This is a genomic window from Pseudomonadaceae bacterium SI-3, from assembly GCA_004010935.1.
Classification (GTDB): Bacteria; Pseudomonadota; Gammaproteobacteria; order Pseudomonadales; family Pseudomonadaceae; genus Stutzerimonas.
The window spans coordinates 34657-54530 of the sequence record CP026511.1 but is presented as its reverse complement, the minus strand read 5'-3'; the positions used below and the strand labels follow the sequence as shown (position 1 = coordinate 54530).

The 19874-nt window shown below is 60.4% G+C and carries 20 protein-coding genes; 13 read left to right on the top strand and 7 right to left on the bottom strand.

All coding sequences use genetic code 11. The features are described 5' to 3' along the window. Positions 1-34: 34 nt before the first annotated feature. On the bottom strand, positions 35-1060 hold the full coding sequence (locus C1896_00275; GenBank protein AZZ43497.1) for a LysM peptidoglycan-binding domain-containing protein: 1026 nt from the start codon (positions 1058-1060) through the stop codon (positions 35-37). A gap of 148 nt (positions 1061-1208) precedes the next feature. On the opposite strand from C1896_00275, the gene C1896_00270 reads away from it, so the two are divergent. From C1896_00270 to C1896_00255, 4 genes are all read left to right on the top strand, one after another. Then, a complete protein-coding gene (locus C1896_00270; protein ID AZZ43496.1) occupies positions 1209-1715 on the top strand; it encodes a peptide deformylase in 507 nt (168 codons plus the stop codon). A gap of 53 nt (positions 1716-1768) precedes the next feature. Next, a complete protein-coding gene (locus C1896_00265) occupies positions 1769-2698 on the top strand; it encodes a methionyl-tRNA formyltransferase (protein ID AZZ43495.1) in 930 nt (309 codons plus the stop codon). Between the two features lie 5 nt (positions 2699-2703). Continuing rightward, positions 2704-4026 carry a 16S rRNA (cytosine(967)-C(5))-methyltransferase gene (locus C1896_00260; GenBank protein AZZ47456.1) on the top strand — a complete coding sequence of 441 codons (1323 nt, stop codon included), beginning with the start codon at positions 2704-2706 and terminating at the stop codon, positions 4024-4026. Positions 4027-4098: 72 nt separating this feature from the next. Continuing rightward, positions 4099-5472 (top strand): Trk system potassium transporter TrkA, encoded by a 1374-nt coding sequence (locus C1896_00255; GenBank protein AZZ43494.1) that lies wholly within the window; start codon positions 4099-4101, stop codon positions 5470-5472. 65 nt (positions 5473-5537) lie between these two features. Here the strand turns inward: C1896_00255 and C1896_00250 are convergent, their stop codons facing one another. Continuing rightward, complete coding sequence (locus C1896_00250) at positions 5538-6191, bottom strand: hypothetical protein (GenBank protein ID AZZ43493.1); 654 nt, start codon at positions 6189-6191, stop codon at positions 5538-5540. Between the two features lie 196 nt (positions 6192-6387). Then, positions 6388-7797, bottom strand: a complete 1410-nt coding sequence (locus C1896_00245) for a GntR family transcriptional regulator (GenBank protein ID AZZ43492.1) — start codon at positions 7795-7797, stop codon at positions 6388-6390. Positions 7798-8044: 247 nt separating this feature from the next. Between C1896_00245 and ehuB the strand changes: the two genes are divergently transcribed. The 5 genes from ehuB (at position 8045) to C1896_00220 (ending at position 11672) form a co-directional block, all read left to right on the top strand. Further along, positions 8045-8899, top strand: coding sequence for an ectoine/hydroxyectoine ABC transporter substrate-binding protein EhuB (gene ehuB, locus C1896_00240; GenBank protein AZZ43491.1), 855 nt, complete (start codon positions 8045-8047; stop codon positions 8897-8899). 244 nt (positions 8900-9143) lie between these two features. Next, positions 9144-9803 carry an ectoine/hydroxyectoine ABC transporter permease subunit EhuC gene (ehuC, locus tag C1896_00235; protein AZZ43490.1) on the top strand — a complete coding sequence of 220 codons (660 nt, stop codon included), beginning with the start codon at positions 9144-9146 and terminating at the stop codon, positions 9801-9803. Then, on the top strand, positions 9800-10459 hold the full coding sequence (gene ehuD / locus C1896_00230) for an ectoine/hydroxyectoine ABC transporter permease subunit EhuD (protein ID AZZ43489.1): 660 nt from the start codon (positions 9800-9802) through the stop codon (positions 10457-10459). Before ehuC ends, ehuD begins: the two co-directional genes overlap by 4 nt. Beyond that, positions 10456-11289 (top strand): ectoine/hydroxyectoine ABC transporter ATP-binding protein EhuA, encoded by an 834-nt coding sequence (gene ehuA, locus C1896_00225; GenBank protein ID AZZ43488.1) that lies wholly within the window; start codon positions 10456-10458, stop codon positions 11287-11289. The genes ehuD and ehuA overlap by 4 nt, the downstream gene beginning before the upstream one ends. A gap of 65 nt (positions 11290-11354) precedes the next feature. Continuing rightward, positions 11355-11672 carry a tetratricopeptide repeat protein gene (locus tag C1896_00220; GenBank protein ID AZZ43487.1) on the top strand — a complete coding sequence of 106 codons (318 nt, stop codon included), beginning with the start codon at positions 11355-11357 and terminating at the stop codon, positions 11670-11672. A gap of 33 nt (positions 11673-11705) precedes the next feature. On the opposite strand, the gene C1896_00215 is transcribed toward C1896_00220, so the two are convergent. The 3 genes from C1896_00215 to C1896_00205 all read right to left on the bottom strand — a co-directional run bounded on the left by C1896_00215 (position 11706) and on the right by C1896_00205 (position 13537). Beyond that, entirely contained in the window at positions 11706-11978 is a 273-nt protein-coding gene (locus C1896_00215) for a PilZ domain-containing protein (protein ID AZZ43486.1), read from the bottom strand. A 28-nt stretch (positions 11979-12006) separates the two neighbouring features. After that, entirely contained in the window at positions 12007-12894 is an 888-nt protein-coding gene (locus C1896_00210) for a lipid A biosynthesis lauroyl acyltransferase (protein AZZ43485.1), read from the bottom strand. A 76-nt stretch (positions 12895-12970) separates the two neighbouring features. Continuing rightward, positions 12971-13537 (bottom strand): DNA-3-methyladenine glycosylase I, encoded by a 567-nt coding sequence (locus tag C1896_00205; protein AZZ43484.1) that lies wholly within the window; start codon positions 13535-13537, stop codon positions 12971-12973. Between the two features lie 139 nt (positions 13538-13676). On the opposite strand from C1896_00205, the gene glyQ reads away from it, so the two are divergent. From glyQ to C1896_00185, 4 genes are read left to right on the top strand one after another with little or no spacing between them, the layout of a single operon-like run. After that, the gene (gene glyQ / locus C1896_00200; protein ID AZZ43483.1) at positions 13677-14624 is read left to right on the top strand and encodes a glycine--tRNA ligase subunit alpha; all 948 of its coding nucleotides are present in this window, start codon (positions 13677-13679) and stop codon (positions 14622-14624) included. After that, positions 14621-16675, top strand: coding sequence for a glycine--tRNA ligase subunit beta (locus C1896_00195; protein ID AZZ43482.1), 2055 nt, complete (start codon positions 14621-14623; stop codon positions 16673-16675). Before glyQ ends, C1896_00195 begins: the two co-directional genes overlap by 4 nt. Positions 16676-16679: 4 nt before the next feature. Beyond that, positions 16680-17222: a D-glycero-beta-D-manno-heptose-1,7-bisphosphate 7-phosphatase gene (locus tag C1896_00190; GenBank protein AZZ47455.1), complete on the top strand. Its 543-nt coding sequence runs from the start codon at positions 16680-16682 to the stop codon at positions 17220-17222. Further along, complete coding sequence (locus tag C1896_00185; protein ID AZZ43481.1) at positions 17219-17956, top strand: 1-acyl-sn-glycerol-3-phosphate acyltransferase; 738 nt, start codon at positions 17219-17221, stop codon at positions 17954-17956. The genes C1896_00190 and C1896_00185 overlap by 4 nt, the downstream gene beginning before the upstream one ends. A gap of 67 nt (positions 17957-18023) precedes the next feature. Here the strand turns inward: C1896_00185 and C1896_00180 are convergent, their stop codons facing one another. Continuing rightward, positions 18024-19586 (bottom strand): alkyl hydroperoxide reductase subunit F, encoded by a 1563-nt coding sequence (locus C1896_00180; GenBank protein AZZ43480.1) that lies wholly within the window; start codon positions 19584-19586, stop codon positions 18024-18026. Positions 19587-19874: the final 288 nt, after the last annotated feature.

Here is a 19874-nt window from a genome sequence, read left to right as displayed (position 1 = left end):
ATGACAAGCCCCGCGATGCGGGGCTTGGGGGGTATCAGGGGTTGCGCACCTTATCCATCACCGACAGTGAGCGAGTTGCCTGCAGGACCAGGCCATAGCTGAGCTTGTCGTAGGTGCGGAACACCATCAGCAAGCCCGAACGCTCGTCCGGAATCTTCACGTTTTCACCGGTGACCCGGTCGCGGACGGTTTCGCCGGTCTTGTACACGGCAAGCACGTTGCCAACATTCAGCCCGTCACGCGCACCCCGGTTCAGGGTAACCACATCGAACTGACCGATCTGCGTCACGCCGCGCGGCACATCCAGAATCACACCGTTGATCTCTTCTTTCGGCTCGCTCGGCATGAAGGTCGAATTCACTGCGCGCTCTTCACTGGGGAACAGGCGGTCGCCGATGCGCGCTTCCTGAGTGACCCGCGTGAGCATCATGGTGGCAATGTCACCTTCCATGTCGAGAAGCTCGGCGGTGCCAACATCGTCGGCGTTAATACCTAGGAATTCCCCGGTCTCCGGGTCCACGTAAGTCTTGCCCTGACGGAAGATGCCGTAGATACCGATGTCATCCTGGAACTCGCCGCGGCCGTAGACGCGATCGCCAGAGCCACTGATCACGCGCTCGGCGTTGCCTGCCACGATGTAAGGAGCGGCCTCGAACTCTGCTGCGCTGTCGACAATGCGGTTACTCAGCAGAAAGCTATTGATGGCTTCCAGCGGAATGGTGCTGATGGCCTCGGCCATGGGTGTCGTGCGAACGGTTGGCGAGAGCTTGATGGTCCCGCGCGACGCGCCACGGTTGAGCATGATGCGCGGTTGGCCGTCGACGTAGACCAGGCTGAGGCTGTCGCCCGGATAGATCAGATGCGGGTTTTCCACCTGCGGGTTCGCATGCCAGAGTTCCGGCCATTTCCAGGGCTCGCTGAGAAAGCGGCCGGAAATGTCCCAGAGTGTGTCGCCTTTCACTACGGTGTATTGCTCAGGATGGCCATCCTTCAGCTCCACAGCGGCCTGCGCCATGCCGCCAACCGCCACCAACAGCAGGGCGAGTAGTGATTTCCTCATGTGGTGAATCCCTTTATGATGTGCCTTCACGTAAAGCGCCCTAGCGCCGCAGAAACCCTTGTGGAAAGCGGCGTTAAGCCGTTTACAAGCTGCTCGGCATCTTAGCAGCGGCTTTTGACTTTATTCCATAAGTGCATCACAAACGCATATGGCAATCCTGAACATCCTAGAATTTCCCGATCCACGCCTGCGCACCATCGCCAAGCCGGTGGACGTGGTCGACGACGGCATTCGTCAGCTTATCGACGACATGTTCGAGACCATGTACGACGCACCGGGCATCGGCCTGGCCGCCACGCAGGTCAACGTGCACAAGCGGATCGTGGTGATGGACCTGTCCGAAGACAAGACCGAGCCACGGGTCTTCATCAATCCCGAGTTTGAGTTCCTCACCGACGAGATGGAGCAGTACCAGGAAGGATGCCTGTCGGTCCCCGGCTTCTACGAAAACGTAGATCGTCCACAAAAGGTGAAGATCAAGGCGCTGGACCGCGACGGTCAGCCCTATGAGCTGATTGCCGAAGGTCTGCTCGCGGTCTGCATCCAGCACGAATGCGATCACCTCAACGGCAAGCTGTTCGTCGATTATCTTTCCAACCTCAAGCGCGACCGGATCAAGAAGAAGCTGGAAAAGCTTCACCGTCAGCAGGCTTGATCTCCCACTCCAAAGGCTTGCAGCAGCAAGCCTTTTTTATTGATGAGTCTTCTATGCGCATCGTTTTCGCCGGCACGCCGGAATTCGCCGCTCAGCATCTACAAGCCCTGCTCGACGCCAAGCGTCAGGTCGTGGCGGTGTATACGCAGCCGGATCGCCCGGCAGGTCGTGGCCAGAAACTGATGCCCAGCCCGGTCAAGCAGTTGGCGCTGCAGCACGCCATACCTGTGTATCAACCCCAGACCCTGCGCGACCCGGCTGCCCAGGCAGAGCTGGCCGGTTTGGAGGCGGACCTGATGGTCGTGGTCGCCTATGGCTTGATTCTGCCGCAGGCCGTGCTGGACATGCCGCGCCTGGGCTGTATCAACAGCCATGCCTCGTTGTTGCCACGTTGGCGTGGCGCAGCGCCGATTCAGCGGGCCATTGAAGCAGGCGATACCGAATCAGGTGTCACCGTCATGCAAATGGAAGCAGGGCTGGATACCGGGCCGATGCTGCTCAAGGTCAGCACGCCGATTACCCGTGAGGATACGGGCGGCACCCTGCATGATCGCCTCGCCGAACTCGGCTCGCGCGCCGTGATCGAGGCGGCAGCGGCGCTGGAAGCCGGCACACTGAAAGGCGAAGTCCAGGACGACAGCCTGGCTACCTATGCGCACAAGCTCAACAAGGACGAAGCTCGCCTCGACTGGCAGCGCCCCGCAGTTGAGCTTGAACGCCTGGTGCGGGCGTTCAATCCCTGGCCGATTTGCCACAGCAGCCTCGACGGCGCGCCGGTGAAAGTTCACGCCGCGCAACTATCCACAGGTCAGGGCGCGCCGGGCCAGATCATCGAAGCAAGCAAGGACGGCCTGGAGGTTGCCTGTGGCGAGGGTTCGCTGACGCTCACCCGTCTGCAACTCCCTGGCGGCAAGGCACTGGCCGTCAGCGACCTGTTCAATAGCCGCCGCGAACAGTTTGCCGTCGGCAAGGCGTTCGAATAATGTTGATAAATCCGCGTCTCGCCGCAGCACGCGCGCTAGCTGTGGTGCTGTCCGGCAAGGCCTCGCTGAACAGCAGCCTTCCGGATGTATTGGGTAAGGTCGACGCCCGTGACCGCGGCCTGACTCAGGAACTGGCATTTGGCACTGCCCGCTGGCAGCCACGTCTGTCAGGCCTCGCCGAGCGCTTGTTGCAGAAGCCGTTCAAGGCAGCGGACCGTGATGTCGAAGCCTTACTGCTAGTCGGCCTGTACCAGCTGTTCTACACCCGCATTCCGCCGCATGCCGCCATTGGCGAAACCGTTGGCTGCGCCGAGAAGCTGAAGAAGCCCTGGGCGAAAGGCTTGCTCAACGCGGTGCTGCGCAACGCCCAGCGTGACGGCGAAGCGCTGTTCGCCGAGCTCGAACGCGATCCGGTGATTCGCTTCGCCCACCCGCGCTGGCTGCAGAAATCGCTCAAGGCGCATTGGCCGGAGCACTGGGAAGCAATCTGCACGGCGAACAACCTGCATCCTCCGATGATGCTGCGAGTCAACCACCGCCAGGTCGAGCGCGACACCTATCTCGCGGAACTGCAGAAAGCTGGCATCGAGGCCTTCCGCTGCAGCCACAGCAAAGATGGCATCCGACTCGCCGCGGCCTGCGACGTCACTCAGCTGCCTGGCTTTGCCGAGGGCCGCATCAGTGTGCAGGACGAGGCGGCGCAGCTGGCCGCCGGTCTGCTCGATCTGGCCCCCGGTCAACGCGTGCTGGACGCCTGCTGCGCCCCGGGCGGCAAGACCTGCCACATTCTCGAACGCGAGCCTGCCTTGGCTGAAGTCATCGCGCTGGACCTTGAGCCGAAACGATTGCAGCGTGTGCAGGAAAACCTCAACCGCTTGCAGCTCGACGCCAAACTGGTGGCTGCCGATGCCCGCGCCACCGAGGTCTGGTGGGACGGCCAACTGTTCCAGCGGATCTTGCTCGACGCACCGTGTTCGGCCACCGGCGTGATCCGTCGCCATCCGGACATCAAGCTGGCGCGCCAGGCCGATGACATCGCGCCGCTGGCCACGCTGCAGGGCGAGATGCTCGATGCGCTGTGGCCAACCCTGGCAGTGGGCGGGGTGCTGCTGTACGCCACCTGTTCGGTGCTGCCGACCGAAAACCGCGAGGTGATCGAAGCCTTCCTGGCGCGCACGACCGGCGCCCGAGAATTGGACCTGCCCAAGGGTTTCGGCGTCGAACAGACGCATGGACGTCAGCTGTTGCCTCAGGACAATGGCCACGACGGCTTCTACTACGCCAAATTGATAAAAGTCGCGGCCCAACCCAATGGCCGACAATCCTAAGGTGGGCCAGACGCCAATGTCTCGGCCACCCCATGCTGTGGCGGTTACAAGCCGCCTTTCAGGAGCGATCGCGTGAAGATCATTATTCTCGGCGCAGGGCAGGTGGGCGGTACGCTTGCCGAAAATCTCGCCAGCGAAGCCAACGACATCACCGTGGTCGACACCGACGCTGATCGCCTGCGTGATCTCGGCGATCGGCTGGACATCCGCACCGTGGTAGGCCGCGGTTCATTCCCGACGGTACTGCGCCAGGCGGGTGCGGATGACGCCGACATGCTGGTCGCCGTAACCAACAGCGACGAAACCAACATGGTTGCCTGTCAGGTTGCCTACACCCTGTTCCACACACCGACCAAGATTGCCCGAGTCCGTGAGTCGGTGTATCTCACCCGCTCCGGCCTGTTCAGTAACGAGGCGATTCCGGTCGACGTGCTGATCAGCCCCGAACAGGTAGTGACCAACTACATCAAGCGTCTGATCGAGCACCCTGGCTCGCTGCAGGTGATCGACTTCGCGGGTGGCAAGGCACAGCTGGTCGCCGTGCGGGCCTACTACGGTGGGCCGCTGGTGGGGCAGGAGCTGCGCCAGATCCGCAAACACATGCCCAACGTCGACACGCGTGTGGCCGCGATATTCCGACGCAACCAGGCGATCCTGCCGCAAGGCGATACGGTCATCGAAGCTGATGACGAGGTGTTCTTCATCGCGGCGCGCGGCCACATCCGCGCGGTGATGAGTGAGATGCGCCGGCTGGACGACAACTACAAACGCATCGTCATTGCTGGCGGCGGCCACATTGGGGAGCGCCTCGCCGAAGCCATCGAAAGCCGCTATCAGGTCAAGATCATCGAAATGAACCCGGCGCGCTGCCGCTACCTCTCCGACACGCTGGACAGCACCATCATCCTGCAGGGCAGCGCTTCCGATCGCGACCTGCTGGTGGAGGAGAACATCAACGATGCCGACGTCTTCCTAGCCCTGACCAACGACGACGAAGCGAACATCATGTCGTCGCTGCTGGCCAAGCGTCTCGGCGCGCGTAAGGTCATGTGCATCATCAACAACCCGGCCTATGTCGATCTGGTCCAGGGCGGTGAGATCGATATCGCCATCAGCCCGCAGCTGGCCACCATTGGCACCTTGCTGACCCACGTGCGCCGCGGCGATATCGTCAGCGCCCACTCCTTGCGCCGCGGTGCCGCCGAGGCAATCGAGGTGATCGCCCACGGTGACTCACGCTCCAGCAAGGTGGTTGGCCGGGCTATCGGCAAGATCGCATTGCCGCCCGGCACCACCATCGGCGCCGTGATCCGTGACGAAGAGGTGCTGATTGCCCATGACAATACGGTCATCGAATCAGGCGATCACGTGATCCTGTTTCTCGTCGACAAGAAGCATATCCGCGACGTGGAGCGGCTGTTCCAGGCGGGGCTTACCTTCTTCTGACGACCCGTTTCTGATGAGCGGCTCGCTCGGCCTGTGCTCACAGGCCGAGCGGTGGCAGGTCACCCTTATGCCGTCACAGTCCGCTGACCGGGCAGCAGACGCACGATCGCGTTCAGCAGCATGCCGTAGAGCGGAACGAACAACGCCAGGCTGATGATCAGCTTGATGACGTAATCGACGCTGGCAATCTCCACCCAGTTCGCCGCCATGAACGGGTCGTCGCTGTGCCAGAAGGCAATGGAGAAGAACAGAAAGGTGTCCAGCAGGTTGCCGAAGATGGTCGAAGCGCTCGGCGCGATCCACCACTGGCGCAAGCGCCGCAGCCGGTCGAATACCTGGATGTCGAGGATCTGGCCGAACGCATAGGCGAGAAAGCTAGCAACCGCAATGCGGAACACGAACAGATTGAACTCGCCCAGGGCCGAGAACCCAGCGAACGCACCCTGGTGAAACAACACCGAGACCACGTAGGAGGCGACCAGCGCTGGAATCATCACCTGGGCGATGACCCGGCGCGCCGGGCCTTTGCCGAGTAGACGCACGGTCAGGTCAGTGGCGAGAAAGATGAAGGGGAAACTGAACGCGCCCCAGGTGGTGTGCCAGCCGAACAGGGTGATCGGCAGCTGCACCAGATAGTTGCTGGCGATGATGATGACGATGTGGAACGCGATCAGACCGGCCAAAGTGGCTCGGCGGACCGATGGAGGGAGCTGCAACATGGCATTTCCTTTTTGAAGTGATGGGGTTAGGGAACCCATTGCCGGGCCGACATGGCCCGAGCGGCGCGCATTCTAGTGTCATTTCAGGCTGGAGGGTAGCGCGCCGGTCGGAACGCCGGACGCGTTGCATCACATGGGAACCCGTGTAGCCGAAGAATCCGGTGCTTTTCAATTCACTGCGATCTAACCCGACAGGCTAGCGAGCACCGCGAAACTCGTGGATTTCCGGGTACTGCTCAAACACGTCTCGTATGCTTGCCAGCCCCGTGCGCAAGCGCTGGTCGCTGCATTCAGCGCCGATACACAAGCGCATTGCCCTGGGCCTCGGGCTGCCAGGGGGAAGAAAGGGATCAGGCAGCGTCAGCGCGATCCCACGCGCTCGCAACTCATGCTGCAGGGCGTCGAGATCCCAGTGTTCGGGCACATCTAGCCAGGCACTGAGCGAGGCAGGATGGCTGCCGCGCAGATAATCACCCAGCTCGGCGGTCACCGCAGCCTGTCGGGCAGCGATCAGCTCGCGCTGCAGGCTCACCAGCTCCCTGGCACGACCGCGCTCGATCCAGCGCGTCGCGATCTCACCCAGCAACGGGGCTGCCATCCAGCTGTTGACCCTGAAGATGCTCTCGGTACGCAACGCCAACCGCCGAGGCATCGCCAGGTAGCCGAGGCGCAAGCCGGTCAGCACCGACTTGGTCAGGCTGGTGCAATAAAACGACAACTCCGGCAGGTAGTGACTGAGCGGTGGGGCCGCTCGGTCATCGCCGAGCAAAGGGCCGTATACGTCGTCCTCAATCACGTAAACACCATAACGGCGCGCGATGTCGGCAATCTCGCGACGACGTGAGTCGGGCATCAAACTGCTGGTGGGGTTATTCAGGTTCGGCGTGCAGACCAGCGCGGTGACCCGCTCGTTGGCGCAGATATCCTCGAAATGCTCCGGATCGAGACCGTCGCAATCCGCCTCGACACCCTGGAGTTTGAAGCCGAGCACCTGAGCGGTACCAATCACACCGTGATCCGTACAGCTTTCACAGAGCACCAGATCGTCAGGTCCCGCCAGCGAGGCAAGGGCGAGGAAGATTGCCTGAGAAGCGCCATTGGTCAGAAGCAGGTCCTGCGGCTCAACTCCCAACCCCAACCCGGCAAGCCACTGCACGCCGGCCTCGCGGTGATGTTCGAATCCGGCGATTGGTCGGCAGGCGTGGATCCACGGCTGCTCGTGCTCGGCAGCCAGTTCTGCGCAGGTCTGCCGCCAGTAGCGGTCATGGCGTTCGCTGCGAACGATGCGGGCCGTGGAAAAGTCGAGCAGCGATTGTTCGCCGCGATCGAGCATGGATGTGGCGACCCGCTCGCTGATGCGCCGGCTAACGAAGCTGCCGCGTCCGACCTCGCAGCGCACCCAGCCCTGGCGCTCCAGTTCCTTGTAGGCGTTAGTCACCGTTTGCACGCTGATGTCCAGCTGCTCGGCCAGCAAGCGTTGGGTTGGCAGCCGCTGACCGTCGATAAGCTCGCCCTGTTCAATGTCGGTTGCGATAGCCGTGACCAGCAGCTTGTATTTTGATCCGCCGCCATGGGCAGCCAGCAAGGCCTGTTTCCAGTTGTGCATGACGTTCCACCTCTGTCGAGGCGACAGGATCAGCTGAAGCGCAATGTCATGCAATTGTCCTAGTGCAATCCTTTGGGGAAAACCGCTTTTGCTATGCTCGGACAGCGAAACGCGGCGCACCTCATATAGAAAAGAAGTCCAACGTCGCGTCGAGGCAGGGAATGCCCTGTCCTGATGCTCTTGAAGCTGCCCTCCAAACTGCTGGTTCTGTTGCCGGCGAACGATAAAAAGCACAGGAGAATTCACGATGAATCGCGCACGTCCTTTCCATTTCGGCAAGCTTTTGCTGGCCTCAGCCGTACTGACCGGCTTTTCCCTCGGCGGCCTGGCCCAGGCCGATACCCTCGACGACATCAAGGCAAAGAGCAGCGTCCGGATCGGTTATGCCAACGAAACACCGTTCGCCTACACCGCCACTGATGGCAGCGTGACCGGCGAATCCCCGGAAATCGTCGAGAAGATTTTTCAGAAGATGGGTATCGAAACCATCAAACCTGTGCTGACCGAATGGGGCTCGCTGATCCCGGGTCTTCGTGCCAGCCGGTTCGACCTGATCGCCGCTGGCATGTACATCACCCCAGAGCGCTGCAAGCAGGTGCTGTTTACCGATCCGCACTATCAGCTGCAGGACACCCTGCTGGTCAAGGCCGGCAACCCAAAGCAACTGCAGAGCTACGAAGATATCGCCAAGGATGAGTCGATCAAGCTGGCAATCATGTCCGGCACGGTCAACCTCAACTACGCGCGCAAGGCCGGTATCAAGGATTCGCAGATCGTTCAGGTCCCAGACACCACCTCGCAACTGCAGGCTGTGCGCACTGGTCGCGCCGACGCGGCAGTGGGCACGCAGCTGACCATGAGAGGCCTGGCCGAGAAAGCCGGGGATCAGGTCGAGGCCACGGATGACTTCAAGGACGATCCGGCCAACACCGGTTACGGCGCGCTGGCGTTCCGTCCAGAAGACAAGGCGCTGCGTGACGCCGTCAACGTGGAGCTGAAGAAATGGCTTGGCAGCGATGATCATCTGAAAACCGTCGAACCCTTTGGCTTCGACCGCTCGAACATCACCGACAAGACCGCTGAGGAACTCTGCAGCGCCTGATCCAATGGCGCATGAACAAGGAACCGGCGCGGGCTTTTGAGCCCCTGCCGGGCTCTTACGTGAATAGCCTTCAGATAGCTCTACCCCTTCTCTCCGGCTCCGTCGCAGCACTGCGATGCGACCGCTTTCGACTGGCCTGTTGCCCGTCGCGTAACGCTACCCGGCGCCACGATTGGTCCTCCCACGCAGCCAAGCCTGACGGGCGACGTGTTCCTATCGCCGCGCCGCTAACCGGATATCCACGATGAACGAACTACTCCCCCTCATGCTGGAAGGAGCCTGGGTGACCGTGCAAATCACCTTTTTTGGCTCCCTGCTGGCCATAGTCGCCGCGCTGATCGGCGCCCTGGGCCGACTGTCGCCGATCAAGCCGTTGCGCTGGCTGGCAATCGTCTACATAGAAGTGTTCCGTGGCAGTTCCCTGCTGGTGCAGCTGTTCTGGCTCTACTTCGTCCTGCCGATGCCACCTTTTAACGTTTCCATGAGCGCTTTCAATGTCGCGGTCATCGGCCTGGGCCTGAACATCGGCGCCTACGGCGCGGAGGTGCTGCGCGGTGCCATAAGGTCGGTGCACGAAGGACAGTACGAGGCCTGCCAGGCACTGAACATGACCGCTGGGCAGCGTCTGCGCCGGGTCATCCTGCCGCAAGCGCTGTTGGCGGCGATCCCGCCAGGCACCAACCTGCTGATCGAGTTGCTGAAAAATACCTCGCTGGTGTCGCTGATTACGCTGTCCGATCTGGCGTTCCGTGCACGCCAGCTGGACCAGGCAACCTTGATGACCCTTGAAATTTTCGGCCTGGCGCTGGTGATGTACTTCGTTCTCGCCCAAATCATCAATTTCTCCATGCGCACCCTTGAGCGGCGCCTGGCGCGCGGCCGGATGCGGGGAGGCATGTCATGAATTTCTTCGATTGGGAGTTCGCCTGGGAAATCCTGCCCAGATTGCTCGACGCATCACTGAAAACCATCGGCATCACCATCGCCGGGTTTTCCATCGCCATCGTGCTGGGCCTGTTCCTCGCAGTGGGACGCCGCAGCCGGCATCGCTGGCTGTCCTGGCCGATGACTGGTTTGATCGAGTTCATCCGCAGCACACCGCTGTTGATTCAGGTGTACTTCCTGTTTTTCGTCCTGCCGAATTATGGTTTCAATCTAACCGCTTTGCAGGCCGGCATCATCGGCATCGCGCTGCATTACGCCTGTTACACAGCGGAGGTCTATCGCGCCGGGCTCGATGCCGTACCCCGCGCGCAATGGGAGGCGGTGACGGCGCTGAACATGAAGCCGCTCAACGCCTACCGCAAGGTGATCCTGCCACAGGCGCTGCGACCGATCCTGCCAGCACTGGGCAATTACATGATCTCGATGCTCAAGGACACACCCGTGCTCTCGGCTATCACCGTGGTGGAAATCATGCAGCGGGCCAAGAACATCGGCTCGGAGCACTTTCGTTATCTGGAACCGATCACCATGGTCGGCCTGTTCTTTCTCATTCTCAGCCTCGGCCTCGCCTGGTTCGTACGCCGACTGGAAAACCGTATGGAGCTAGCCCGATGAACGCATCGACGCCTGCCGGCGAAACCCAGAACTCAACCAGCCCTGCCAACGAGCCGGAACTGATGGTGCAGTTTCGGGATGTGAGCAAACACTTCGGCGACCTGACGGTGCTCAACCATCTTGATCTGGATGTCCGAACGGGTGAGAAGGTCGCCATCATCGGCCCCAGCGGCTCCGGGAAATCAACGCTGCTACGTGCATTGATGACCCTGGAGGACATCGACGAAGGCGTAATCATGGTCGATGACGAACCGTTGACTCACATGCCGAATGCCAGTGGCAATCTGGTCCGCGCCAACGCGCGGCATTTGCGTCGGGTCCGCGGCAAGGTGGGCATGGTATTCCAGAGCTTCAACCTGTTTCCGCACATGAGTACCCGGCAGAACGTGATGGAAGCACCGGTCCAGGTGCTCGGTCTGTCGAAGAAGGAAGCTCGCGAGCGTGCCGAGGAATTGCTGGCGATGGTGGGGCTGGAAGACAAACTTGAGCACTATCCCTCGCAACTGTCAGGTGGTCAGCAACAGCGGGTAGCCATTGCCCGAGCGTTGGCGATGCGGCCCAAGGTGATGCTGTTCGACGAGGTGACCTCTGCGCTGGATCCGGAGCTCTGCGGCGAAGTGCTCAATGTCATCCGCAGACTGGGCGATGCGCACAGTCTGACCATGCTGATGGTGACCCATCAGATGGGCTTCGCTCGGGAATTCGCTGACCGGGTATGCTTTTTCAATGAAGGCAGGATCCACGAACAGGGCACGCCGGACGAGCTGTTCGGCAACCCTCAGGAGACCCGCACTCAGGAGTTTCTCAGTGCGGTAACCCAGGCGAGCTAAGCTAGTGGTCAGAGTACGTCACTGCTTCACCGGCTGTTTTAGGAAAGATTTCCCAGGGGAACGCAATGATCGAATCGCTGCAAAAGATGCTTGCCAAGGGCATGGACAATCCGATGCTGCGCTTTGGGCTTGGCAAGGGCTACCTGGATCTTGGGGACGCAGCTGAAGCGGCGGTTCATTTGCAACGCTGCGTCGAACAGGATCCGAAATACTCTGCCGCTTGGAAGCTGCTCGGCAAGGCATTAAAGGCTTGTGGGGATCTCGACGGCGCGAGGCGCGCCTGGGAACAAGGCCTGCTCGCGGCGCAAGCACACGGTGACAAGCAGGCCGAGAAGGAAATGGATGTGTTTCTACGCAAGCTGAACAAACAGGCCGGCAGCTAGTACCAGCCGATCGCACGCTCTGCCGGGCCTCTATTAATCGGGCTGGACGAAGCGCAAGCCAACACCCTCAGCATCGACACGCATCACTTCCATCTGCAGCACTGGTGCGGGAATGGGGAGATCCTGCACCTGCCCACTGACCGTCATGCCCGGCTGCAACTCGATCAGCTGCGGATGTTTGACGTAGACGCCGCCATCTGAGAGATCGCGGGTGTGCGCGAACACCTCGCCAAATGACTCGTGGGTAATGCGGATACGGCACTTCATGGGTGCGCGTGGATGCTGCCGCTGATTCGAGTTTCCCATGGAAGTCCCTTTGCTGGGTGAGCTGTCGTTAGTACCAGCGTTTTTCGCCGGCTGGCCGCTTTTTGAAGCGTTTCATCGTCCACATGTACTGGCTCGGCCAAGTCCGCACGTATCGCTCGATGACGCCGCTCATGGCTGCCACCGCGACCTCGACGTCCTCGTCGTACATGGCTGGAGGTGCTGCCTCGAGAATGACCTTGTAGCCCGAACCATCATCCAAGCGCAACGCGTGAAGGAACACCCCTACCGCTTTGCCGCCCGTCAGCATGCCAGGCACGAACTTGCTCGTCAGTGCTTGTGTGCCAAGGAACGGCACGAAAACGCCCGCGCCCTCGCTGGGTTCCGGATCCGCGGGTATGCCCACGGCGCCGCCCTTTCGGACTTCCTTGATCACGCTGATGATGCCCTCTCGGGTCGAGGGCGCGACCTTGTTGCCCAGTTGGACACGCTGGCGTTGCAGGAGATCATCGACCGCCTTGAGCTTCGGCGGGCGATAGAAAATGATCGGTTTGCATTGTGCGCAATAAAAGTGATTGAGGACTTCCCAGTTGCCCAGGTGGCTGGTGATACCTACGACTCCCTTGCCTGAAGCCAACGCTTGCTCCAGCACTTCCAACCCCTCGACTTCCTTGACCAGCCGCAGCGTCTTCTCTGCTGGCCAGATCCAGGCGCAGGCACTCTCAGTAAACGCCATGCCGATCTGCTGCAGGCTCTGTTCGAGCAAGCGCTCGCGTTCGGCAGCATCGAGTTCTGGAAAACATTTGGAAAGATTGATCCGGGCGACTTCGCGAGACCGATTGGGCAGCTTCCACATCAGCCAGCCAATGAAGCGACCCGATCCCTGAACTGCGCGCCAGGGGAGTAGGGCGAACAGGCGCAGAAAGCCAACCACCAGCGCACCTTTGAGCTTGTCCAAGGATCTCTCCCGAAAAATCAAAGACGCTAGTGTAACTGCTTAGCGCGATTGGCTACCCCTAAGGCGTCACAGCCGTTTAGGCGCTGGCCGGTACACGCGCCAGAGCGGGGTAACGATCGCAGTCAGTGGTGTGGTCCATGACCATGCCGCACGCCTGCATATAGGCGTAACAGATGGTCGGGCCGACAAAGCCGAACCCGGCCTTCTTCAACGCACGGCTCATGGCCTCAGCTTCAGCGGTCACCGCAGGCACCTGGTTGATCGACTCGAAATGGTTGATCTTCGGCTCGCCCCCAACGAAGGACCACAACCAACCCGCCGGGTCTTCCAACTCGAGCCAGAGCTGGGCATTGCGCCGTGCGGCTTCGAGTTTTCGACGGTTGCGGATGATGCCGGCGTCGAGCATGCGTTCGTCGATCTCCGCATCGGTCATCTGTGCCAGACGCTTCGGATCGAGGCCGAACAACACCTGGCGATAACGCTCTCGCTTGCGCAATACCGTGATCCAAGACAGTCCCGCCTGTGCGCCTTCAAGAATGAGAAATTCGAAGAGGACCTGAGGATCACGGGTGGGAACACCCCACTCGCTGTCGTGGTAGTCGATGTATAACGGGTCGTCACTGCACCAGGCGCAACGCGGCATGTTTTCAGATCCTTGAACGCGGCGAAAAGCAGATCGGAAGTGCGACCGGCGCTACGCCGTAGAGCACGTGTCTCCACGGGTTCGAGCCGTTATCGGGTATACTCCGAGGCTTTCTGTCGAAGCCAGCACAGGTGAAATTTTGACCCAGCCTACGCCTGCCGTGCGCACCTTCCAAGACCTGATCCTCGCCCTGCAAAGCTATTGGGCAGAGCAGGGTTGCGTTGTTCTGCAACCCTACGATATGGAAATGGGTGCCGGCACCTTCCACACCGCCACATTCTTGCGCGCTGTCGGTCCTGAAACCTGGAACGCAGCCTATGTTCAGCCTTCGCGTCGCCCTGCCGATGGTCGTTATGGCGAGAACCCTAACCGTCTGCAGCACTACTACCAGTTTCAGGTCGTGCTCAAGCCAAACCCGGACAACATCCAGGACCTGTATCTGGAGTCGCTGCGCCGCATTGGCGTCGACACCTCGGTACACGATGTGCGCTTCGTCGAAGACAACTGGGAATCGCCGACGCTGGGCGCCTGGGGGCTCGGCTGGGAGGTCTGGCTCAACGGTATGGAAGTCACCCAGTTCACCTACTTCCAGCAGGTCGGCGGCATCGAGTGCTATCCCGTTACCGGTGAAATCACCTACGGTCTCGAGCGACTCGCGATGTATCTGCAGGGCGTCGACTCGGTCTACGACCTGATCTGGACGGACGGCCCGTTCGGCACCGTCACCTATGGCGATGTGTTCCATCAGAACGAGGTGGAACAGTCCACCTATAACTTCGAACACGCCAACGTCGACAAGCTGTTCGAACTGTTCGACTTCTATGAATCGGAAGCCAACCGGTTGATCGAACTGGAGCTGCCGTTGCCCACCTATGAAATGGTGCTGAAGGCCTCGCATACCTTCAACCTGCTGGATGCTCGCCGGGCCATCTCGGTGACTGCGCGGCAGCAGTACATCCTGCGCGTGCGGGCACTGGCTCGCTCGGTGGCGCAGAGCTATTTGCAGGCACGCGCCAAACTCGGCTTCCCCATGGCCACCCCGGACCTGCGTGACGAAGTACTGGCCAAGCTGGAGGCTGCAGAATGAGTGCACTGGATTTCCTGGTCGAGCTCGGCACAGAAGAGCTGCCGCCCAAGGCCTTGGGCAAGTTGTCCGACGCGTTTCGCACGGGCATCGAGAAAGGCTTGAAGGACGCTGGTCTCAAGCATGGCCGGGTACAGGCGTTTGCCGCACCCCGACGTCTCGCAGTGCTGATCGAGCAGCTCGACACCGAGCAGCCTGATCGCAGCATCAACCTCGACGGGCCGCCGCTGCAGGCGGCGTTCGACGCCGAGGGCGAACCGACCCAGGCCGCCCTGGGCTTTGCGCGCAAGTGCGGCGTGGACCTTGCCGAAGTCGACCGCAGCGGCCCCAAACTCCGGTACAGCCGCTCGATACCTGGCCAGGCGACTGCTGAGCTGCTGCCCGCTATCGTCGAGACATCGCTTAACGAGCTGCCAATTCCGAAGCGCATGCGCTGGGCCGCTCGCAAGGAAGAATTCGTCCGGCCAACCCAGTGGCTGGTCATGCTATTCGGTGATCAGGTCGTTGACTGCACCATCCTGACTCAACGCGCCGGTCGCGAATCGCGTGGCCACCGGTTCCATAGCCCGAGCCCAGTTCGCATTTCCAAGCCGACAAGCTATCTGGAAGACCTGCGCGGCGCTCATGTCATTGCCGATTTTGCCGAACGCCGCGAGCTGATCGCCAAGCGTGTCGAGCAGCTGGCCAGCGAGCAGAACGGCAGTGCTATCGTGCCGCCAGCGCTGTTGGACGAAGTGACCGCGCTAGTCGAATGGCCTGTACCGCTGGTGTGTTCGTTCGAAGAACGCTTCCTTGAAGTACCACAGGAAGCGTTGATCACCACCATGCAGGACAACCAGAAGTACTTCTGCCTGCTGGACGCCAACGGCAAGCTGCTTCCGCGCTTCATCACAGTTGCCAACATTGAATCCAAGGATCCGGCTCAGATCGTTGCGGGTAACGAGAAAGTGGTGCGTCCGCGCCTCACCGACGCCGAGTTTTTCTTCAAGCAGGACAAGAAACAGAAGCTCGACAGCTTCAATGAGCGCTTGAAGAACGTGGTCTTCCAGGCTCAGCTTGGGACTGTGTACGACAAGGCGGTGCGAGTCTCCAGGCTGGCCGCATTCATTGCCGAACGCACCGAAGGCAATGCCCAGTGGGCGGCGCGCGCGGGCCTGCTGAGCAAATGCGACCTGGCCACCGAGATGGTCGGCGAATTCCCGGAAATGCAGGGAATTGCGGGTTATTACTACGCCGTCAACGACGGTGAACCCACCGACGTCGCCCTGGCATTGAATGAGCAGTACATGCCCCGCGGTGCGGGTGCAGAGCTGCCGGTGACCCACACAGGTGCCATCCTGGCGGTGGCGGACAAGCTGGATACTCTGGTGGGCATCTTCGGCATTGGCATGCTTCCCACCGGCAGCAAGGACCCTTACGCGCTTCGCCGCGCGGCCTTGGGCATTCTGCGCATCCTGATCGAAAAGCGTCTGGATCTAGATCTGGTTGCTGCCGTGCGCTTCTCCATTAACCAGTTCGGAGGTCAGGTCAAGACTGAAGGCTTGGCTGATCAGATCCTCGATTTCATTTTTGATCGCCTGCGTGCGCGGTACGAAGACGAGGGCGTCGAGGTGGCGTCCTATCTATCGGTTCGTGCCGTACAGCCGGGTTCAGCGTTGGACTTCGATCAGCGCGTGCAAGCCGTACAGGCGTTCCGCAATCTGCCGGAAGCCGAAGCCTTGGCGGCTGCGAACAAGCGCGTCTCGAATCTGCTGAGCAAGTTCGAAGCAAAGCTACCGGAAACCGTCGAGCCCCGTTACTTCGACAATGCCACCGAGTTCTCTTTGTATTCTGCGCTGCAGCAGGCCGAACAAGCCGTGCAGCCCCTGGCTGCGGATCGTCAGTATCGCGAGGCGCTCGAGCGTCTGGCGCACCTGCGCGGTCCGGTGGATGCCTTTTTCGAGGCGGTATTGGTCAACGCCGAAGACGCTTCGGTTCGCGCCAACCGCTATGCCTTGCTTGCCCGGTTGAGAGGATTGTTCCTTGGCGTTGCCGATATTTCCGCACTTGGCTAAGCCGGTGAAGCTGATCGTGCTGGATCGCGACGGCGTGATCAACGAGGACTCCGACGCCTATGTGAAGAGCCTGGAAGAATGGATTCCGATCCCCGGCTCGATCAAGGCGATCGCACGGCTATGTAAGGCTGGCTGGACGGTGGCAGTTGCCACCAACCAGTCCGGCCTTGCCCGCGGCCTGTTCGACGCCACCACACTCGGCGACATGCATTTCAAAATGCAGCAGCTGGTGATGGAAGAGGGCGGTCGCGTCGATCTGATCGTGCATTGCCCGCATGGCCCCGACGATGGCTGTGATTGCCGCAAGCCGCTGCCCGGGCTGTTCGAGCAGATCGCCGAGCACTTTCATCTTGAAAGCCTCACAGGTGTCCCTGTGGTGGGCGACAGCCAACGCGATCTGCATGCAGGGATGCGCCTCGGCGGCATTCCTTACCTAGTTCGCACCGGAAAGGGCTCGAAGACTGCAAAAGGTCCGCTACCAACCGGCACTCAGGTGTTCGATGATTTGTCAGCTGTGGTCGATCATCTGTTGGGAGCCAAACGATGAACGTCTTGCTGCCGATACGCATCCTGGTGTTCTACTTGCTGCTGTCGTTCACGGCCTTCGCCTGGTGTTTGGTCAGTCTGGTTTTTGCACCCTTCATGTCGTTCCGCACGCGCTACCGGTTCGTGGTCCAGACTTGGTGTCGCAGCGCCGTATGGTTAGCCCAAACCATCATCGGGTTGCGCTATGAGGTGAGGGGTGCGGAGAATATTCCGGAAAAGCCCTGCGTGATTCTTTCCAAACACCAGAGCACCTGGGAAACGTTTTTTCTTTCGGCCTACTTCGAGCCGTTGAGCCAGGTGCTCAAACGTGAATTGCTCAACGTCCCGTTTTTTGGATGGGCGATTCGGCTGCTCAAGCCGATAGCGATTGACCGTGAAAACCCCAAAGAGGCATTACGCCAAGTTGCTAAACAGGGACTGGAGCGGCTAGAGCAAGGCGCCTGGGTGCTAATTTTTCCAGAGGGGACGCGCGTTCCTGTCGGGCAGGTTGGCAAGTTCTCGCGCAGCGGTGCTGCCTTGGCAGTCAACGCCAAACTCCCAATCTTGCCGGTAGCGCACAATGCCGGTACGTTCTGGCCGAAGTCGGGGTGGGGTAAACGGCCAGGGACCATCCAGGTTGTCATCGGCCCAGCCATGCACGCTGAGAGCGAAGGTCCTCGTGCAGCAGCTGAGCTCAATCAGCGCGCCGAAGACTGGATCAATGCGACCGTGGCAGACCTCGAGCGCAACGTCTGATTCACACACGTGCAAATAAAAAGGGGAGCAGACCTTGGTCTGCTCCCCTTTCTTTTTACTTCGACGCTCAGTCTTCGACAGAGCTGCGGATCAGGTGATCGAAGGCACTTAGCGACGCCTTGGCGCCCTCACCAACAGCGATGACGATCTGCTTGTACGGCACGGTTGTAACGTCACCAGCGGCGAAGATACCCGGCAGCGATGTCTCGCCACGCGCATCGACGATGATCTCGCCGCGCGACGTCAGCTCTACCGTACCCTTCAGCCAGTCGGAGTTCGGCAGCAGACCGATCTGTACGAAGATGCCTTCCAGCTCCAGCTCATGGAATTCGCTGGAGTTGCGGTCCTTGTAGATCAGCCCGGTGACCTTCTTGCCATCGCCGGTGACTTCGCTGGTCAGTGCACTGGTGATTACGGTGACGTTGGGCAGGCTGTGCAGCTTCTTCTGCAGCACGGCATCGGCGCGTAGCTGGCTGTCGAATTCTATCAGCGTGACCTGGGCGACGATGCCGGCCAGGTCGATGGCCGCTTCCACGCCGGAGTTGCCACCACCGATGACCGCCACGCGTTTGCCCTTGAACAACGGGCCATCACAGTGCGGGCAGTAGGCGACGCCACGGCCACGGTATTCCTGCTCGCCCGGCACGTTCATTTCGCGCCAGCGCGCACCGGTCGCCAGGATCAGCGTCTTGGCCTTCAACGAGCCACCATTCTCCAGCTTGATCTCGTGCAGGCCGCCCTCGGAGCCAGGGATGAGCTGGGCGGCGCGCTGCAGGTTCATGATATCGACGTCGTATTCGCGCACGTGGTTTTCCAGTGCTCGCGCCAGCTTCGGGCCTTCGGTCTCGGTGACCGAAATGAAGTTCTCGATGGCCATGGTGTCGAGCACCTGACCACCGAAACGCTCGGCTGCGACACCGGTACGGATGCCCTTGCGCGCCGCATAGATGGCCGCAGCAGCGCCGGCTGGACCACCACCGACAACGAGCACGTCGTAAGCATCCCTGGCGCTGAGCTTCTCGGCATCGCGCGCTGACGCGCCGGTGTCGAGCTTGGCCAGAATCTCCTCTTCACCCATGCGGCCCTGACCGAACAGCTCGCCGTTGAGGTAGATGCTCGGCACGGACATGACCTGGCGAATGGTGACTTCTTCCTGAAACAGGGCACCGTCGATGGCGACGTGGCGGATGTTCGGATTGAGCACGGCCATCAGGTTCAGCGCCTGGACCACGTCCGGGCAGTTCTGGCAGGACAACGAGAAATAGGTTTCGAAATTGTATTCGCCGTCGAGATTCTTGATCTGCTCGATGACTTCAGGTGCGGTCTTGGACGGATGACCACCGACCTGCAGCAGGGCCAGCACCAGCGAGGTGAACTCGTGGCCCATCGGAATGCCGGCGAAACGCAGACTGATGTTGCCACCGATACGGTTGAGGGCGAACGAAGGTTTGCGCACGTCGTTGCCGTCGGTGCGTAGGGTGATCTTGTCACTCAGGCTGGTAATGTCTTCCAGCATGGCGAGCATTTCCTGGGATTTGGCGCCGTCATCGAGGGATGCAACGATCTCGAACGGCTGGGTGACCTTTTCCAGATAGGTTTTCAGTTGCGCTTTCAAATTGCTGTCGAGCATTAGAGACCCCGTAATAATCTGGTCCCTGCATAGGGACGGGAAGCTGAACTCTTTATGGTGTTGAGCTTACGGGGAGGAGGGGGATTGTGAAAATTGAATAAACATTGCACTGCCATGTAGCCAAGCTATCAAGGAGCAATGTTTCACGTGGAACAAAAAACCCGGCTTGCGCCGGGTTTGATAACCACGAATCGGATTTGTCGATGGGCGACAAACCTGGCATTCGAATCAAATTAGAATATCAATAAAATCAGCGACTTATGAAAATCATTGGGCGCGATTATTGGC

Bases quoted from the DNA above. Each gene is read 5' to 3' on its own strand.
- C1896_00275 (AZZ43497.1), bottom strand. From the start codon at position 1,060: ATGAGGAAATCACTACTCGCCCTGCTGTTGGTGGCGGTTGGCGGCATG.
- C1896_00270 (AZZ43496.1), top strand. From the start codon at position 1,209: ATGGCAATCCTGAACATCCTAGAATTTCCCGATCCACGCCTGCGCACC.
- C1896_00265 (AZZ43495.1), top strand. From the start codon at position 1,769: ATGCGCATCGTTTTCGCCGGCACGCCGGAATTCGCCGCTCAGCATCTA.
- C1896_00250 (AZZ43493.1), bottom strand. From the start codon at position 6,191: ATGTTGCAGCTCCCTCCATCGGTCCGCCGAGCCACTTTGGCCGGTCTG.
- C1896_00245 (AZZ43492.1), bottom strand. From the start codon at position 7,797: ATGCACAACTGGAAACAGGCCTTGCTGGCTGCCCATGGCGGCGGATCA.
- ehuB (AZZ43491.1), top strand. From the start codon at position 8,045: ATGAATCGCGCACGTCCTTTCCATTTCGGCAAGCTTTTGCTGGCCTCA.
- ehuC (AZZ43490.1), top strand. From the start codon at position 9,144: ATGAACGAACTACTCCCCCTCATGCTGGAAGGAGCCTGGGTGACCGTG.
- ehuD (AZZ43489.1), top strand. From the start codon at position 9,800: ATGAATTTCTTCGATTGGGAGTTCGCCTGGGAAATCCTGCCCAGATTG.
- ehuA (AZZ43488.1), top strand. From the start codon at position 10,456: ATGAACGCATCGACGCCTGCCGGCGAAACCCAGAACTCAACCAGCCCT.
- C1896_00220 (AZZ43487.1), top strand. From the start codon at position 11,355: ATGATCGAATCGCTGCAAAAGATGCTTGCCAAGGGCATGGACAATCCG.
- C1896_00215 (AZZ43486.1), bottom strand. From the start codon at position 11,978: ATGGGAAACTCGAATCAGCGGCAGCATCCACGCGCACCCATGAAGTGC.
- C1896_00205 (AZZ43484.1), bottom strand. From the start codon at position 13,537: ATGCCGCGTTGCGCCTGGTGCAGTGACGACCCGTTATACATCGACTAC.
- C1896_00195 (AZZ43482.1), top strand. From the start codon at position 14,621: ATGAGTGCACTGGATTTCCTGGTCGAGCTCGGCACAGAAGAGCTGCCG.
- C1896_00185 (AZZ43481.1), top strand. From the start codon at position 17,219: ATGAACGTCTTGCTGCCGATACGCATCCTGGTGTTCTACTTGCTGCTG.
- C1896_00180 (AZZ43480.1), bottom strand. From the start codon at position 19,586: ATGCTCGACAGCAATTTGAAAGCGCAACTGAAAACCTATCTGGAAAAG.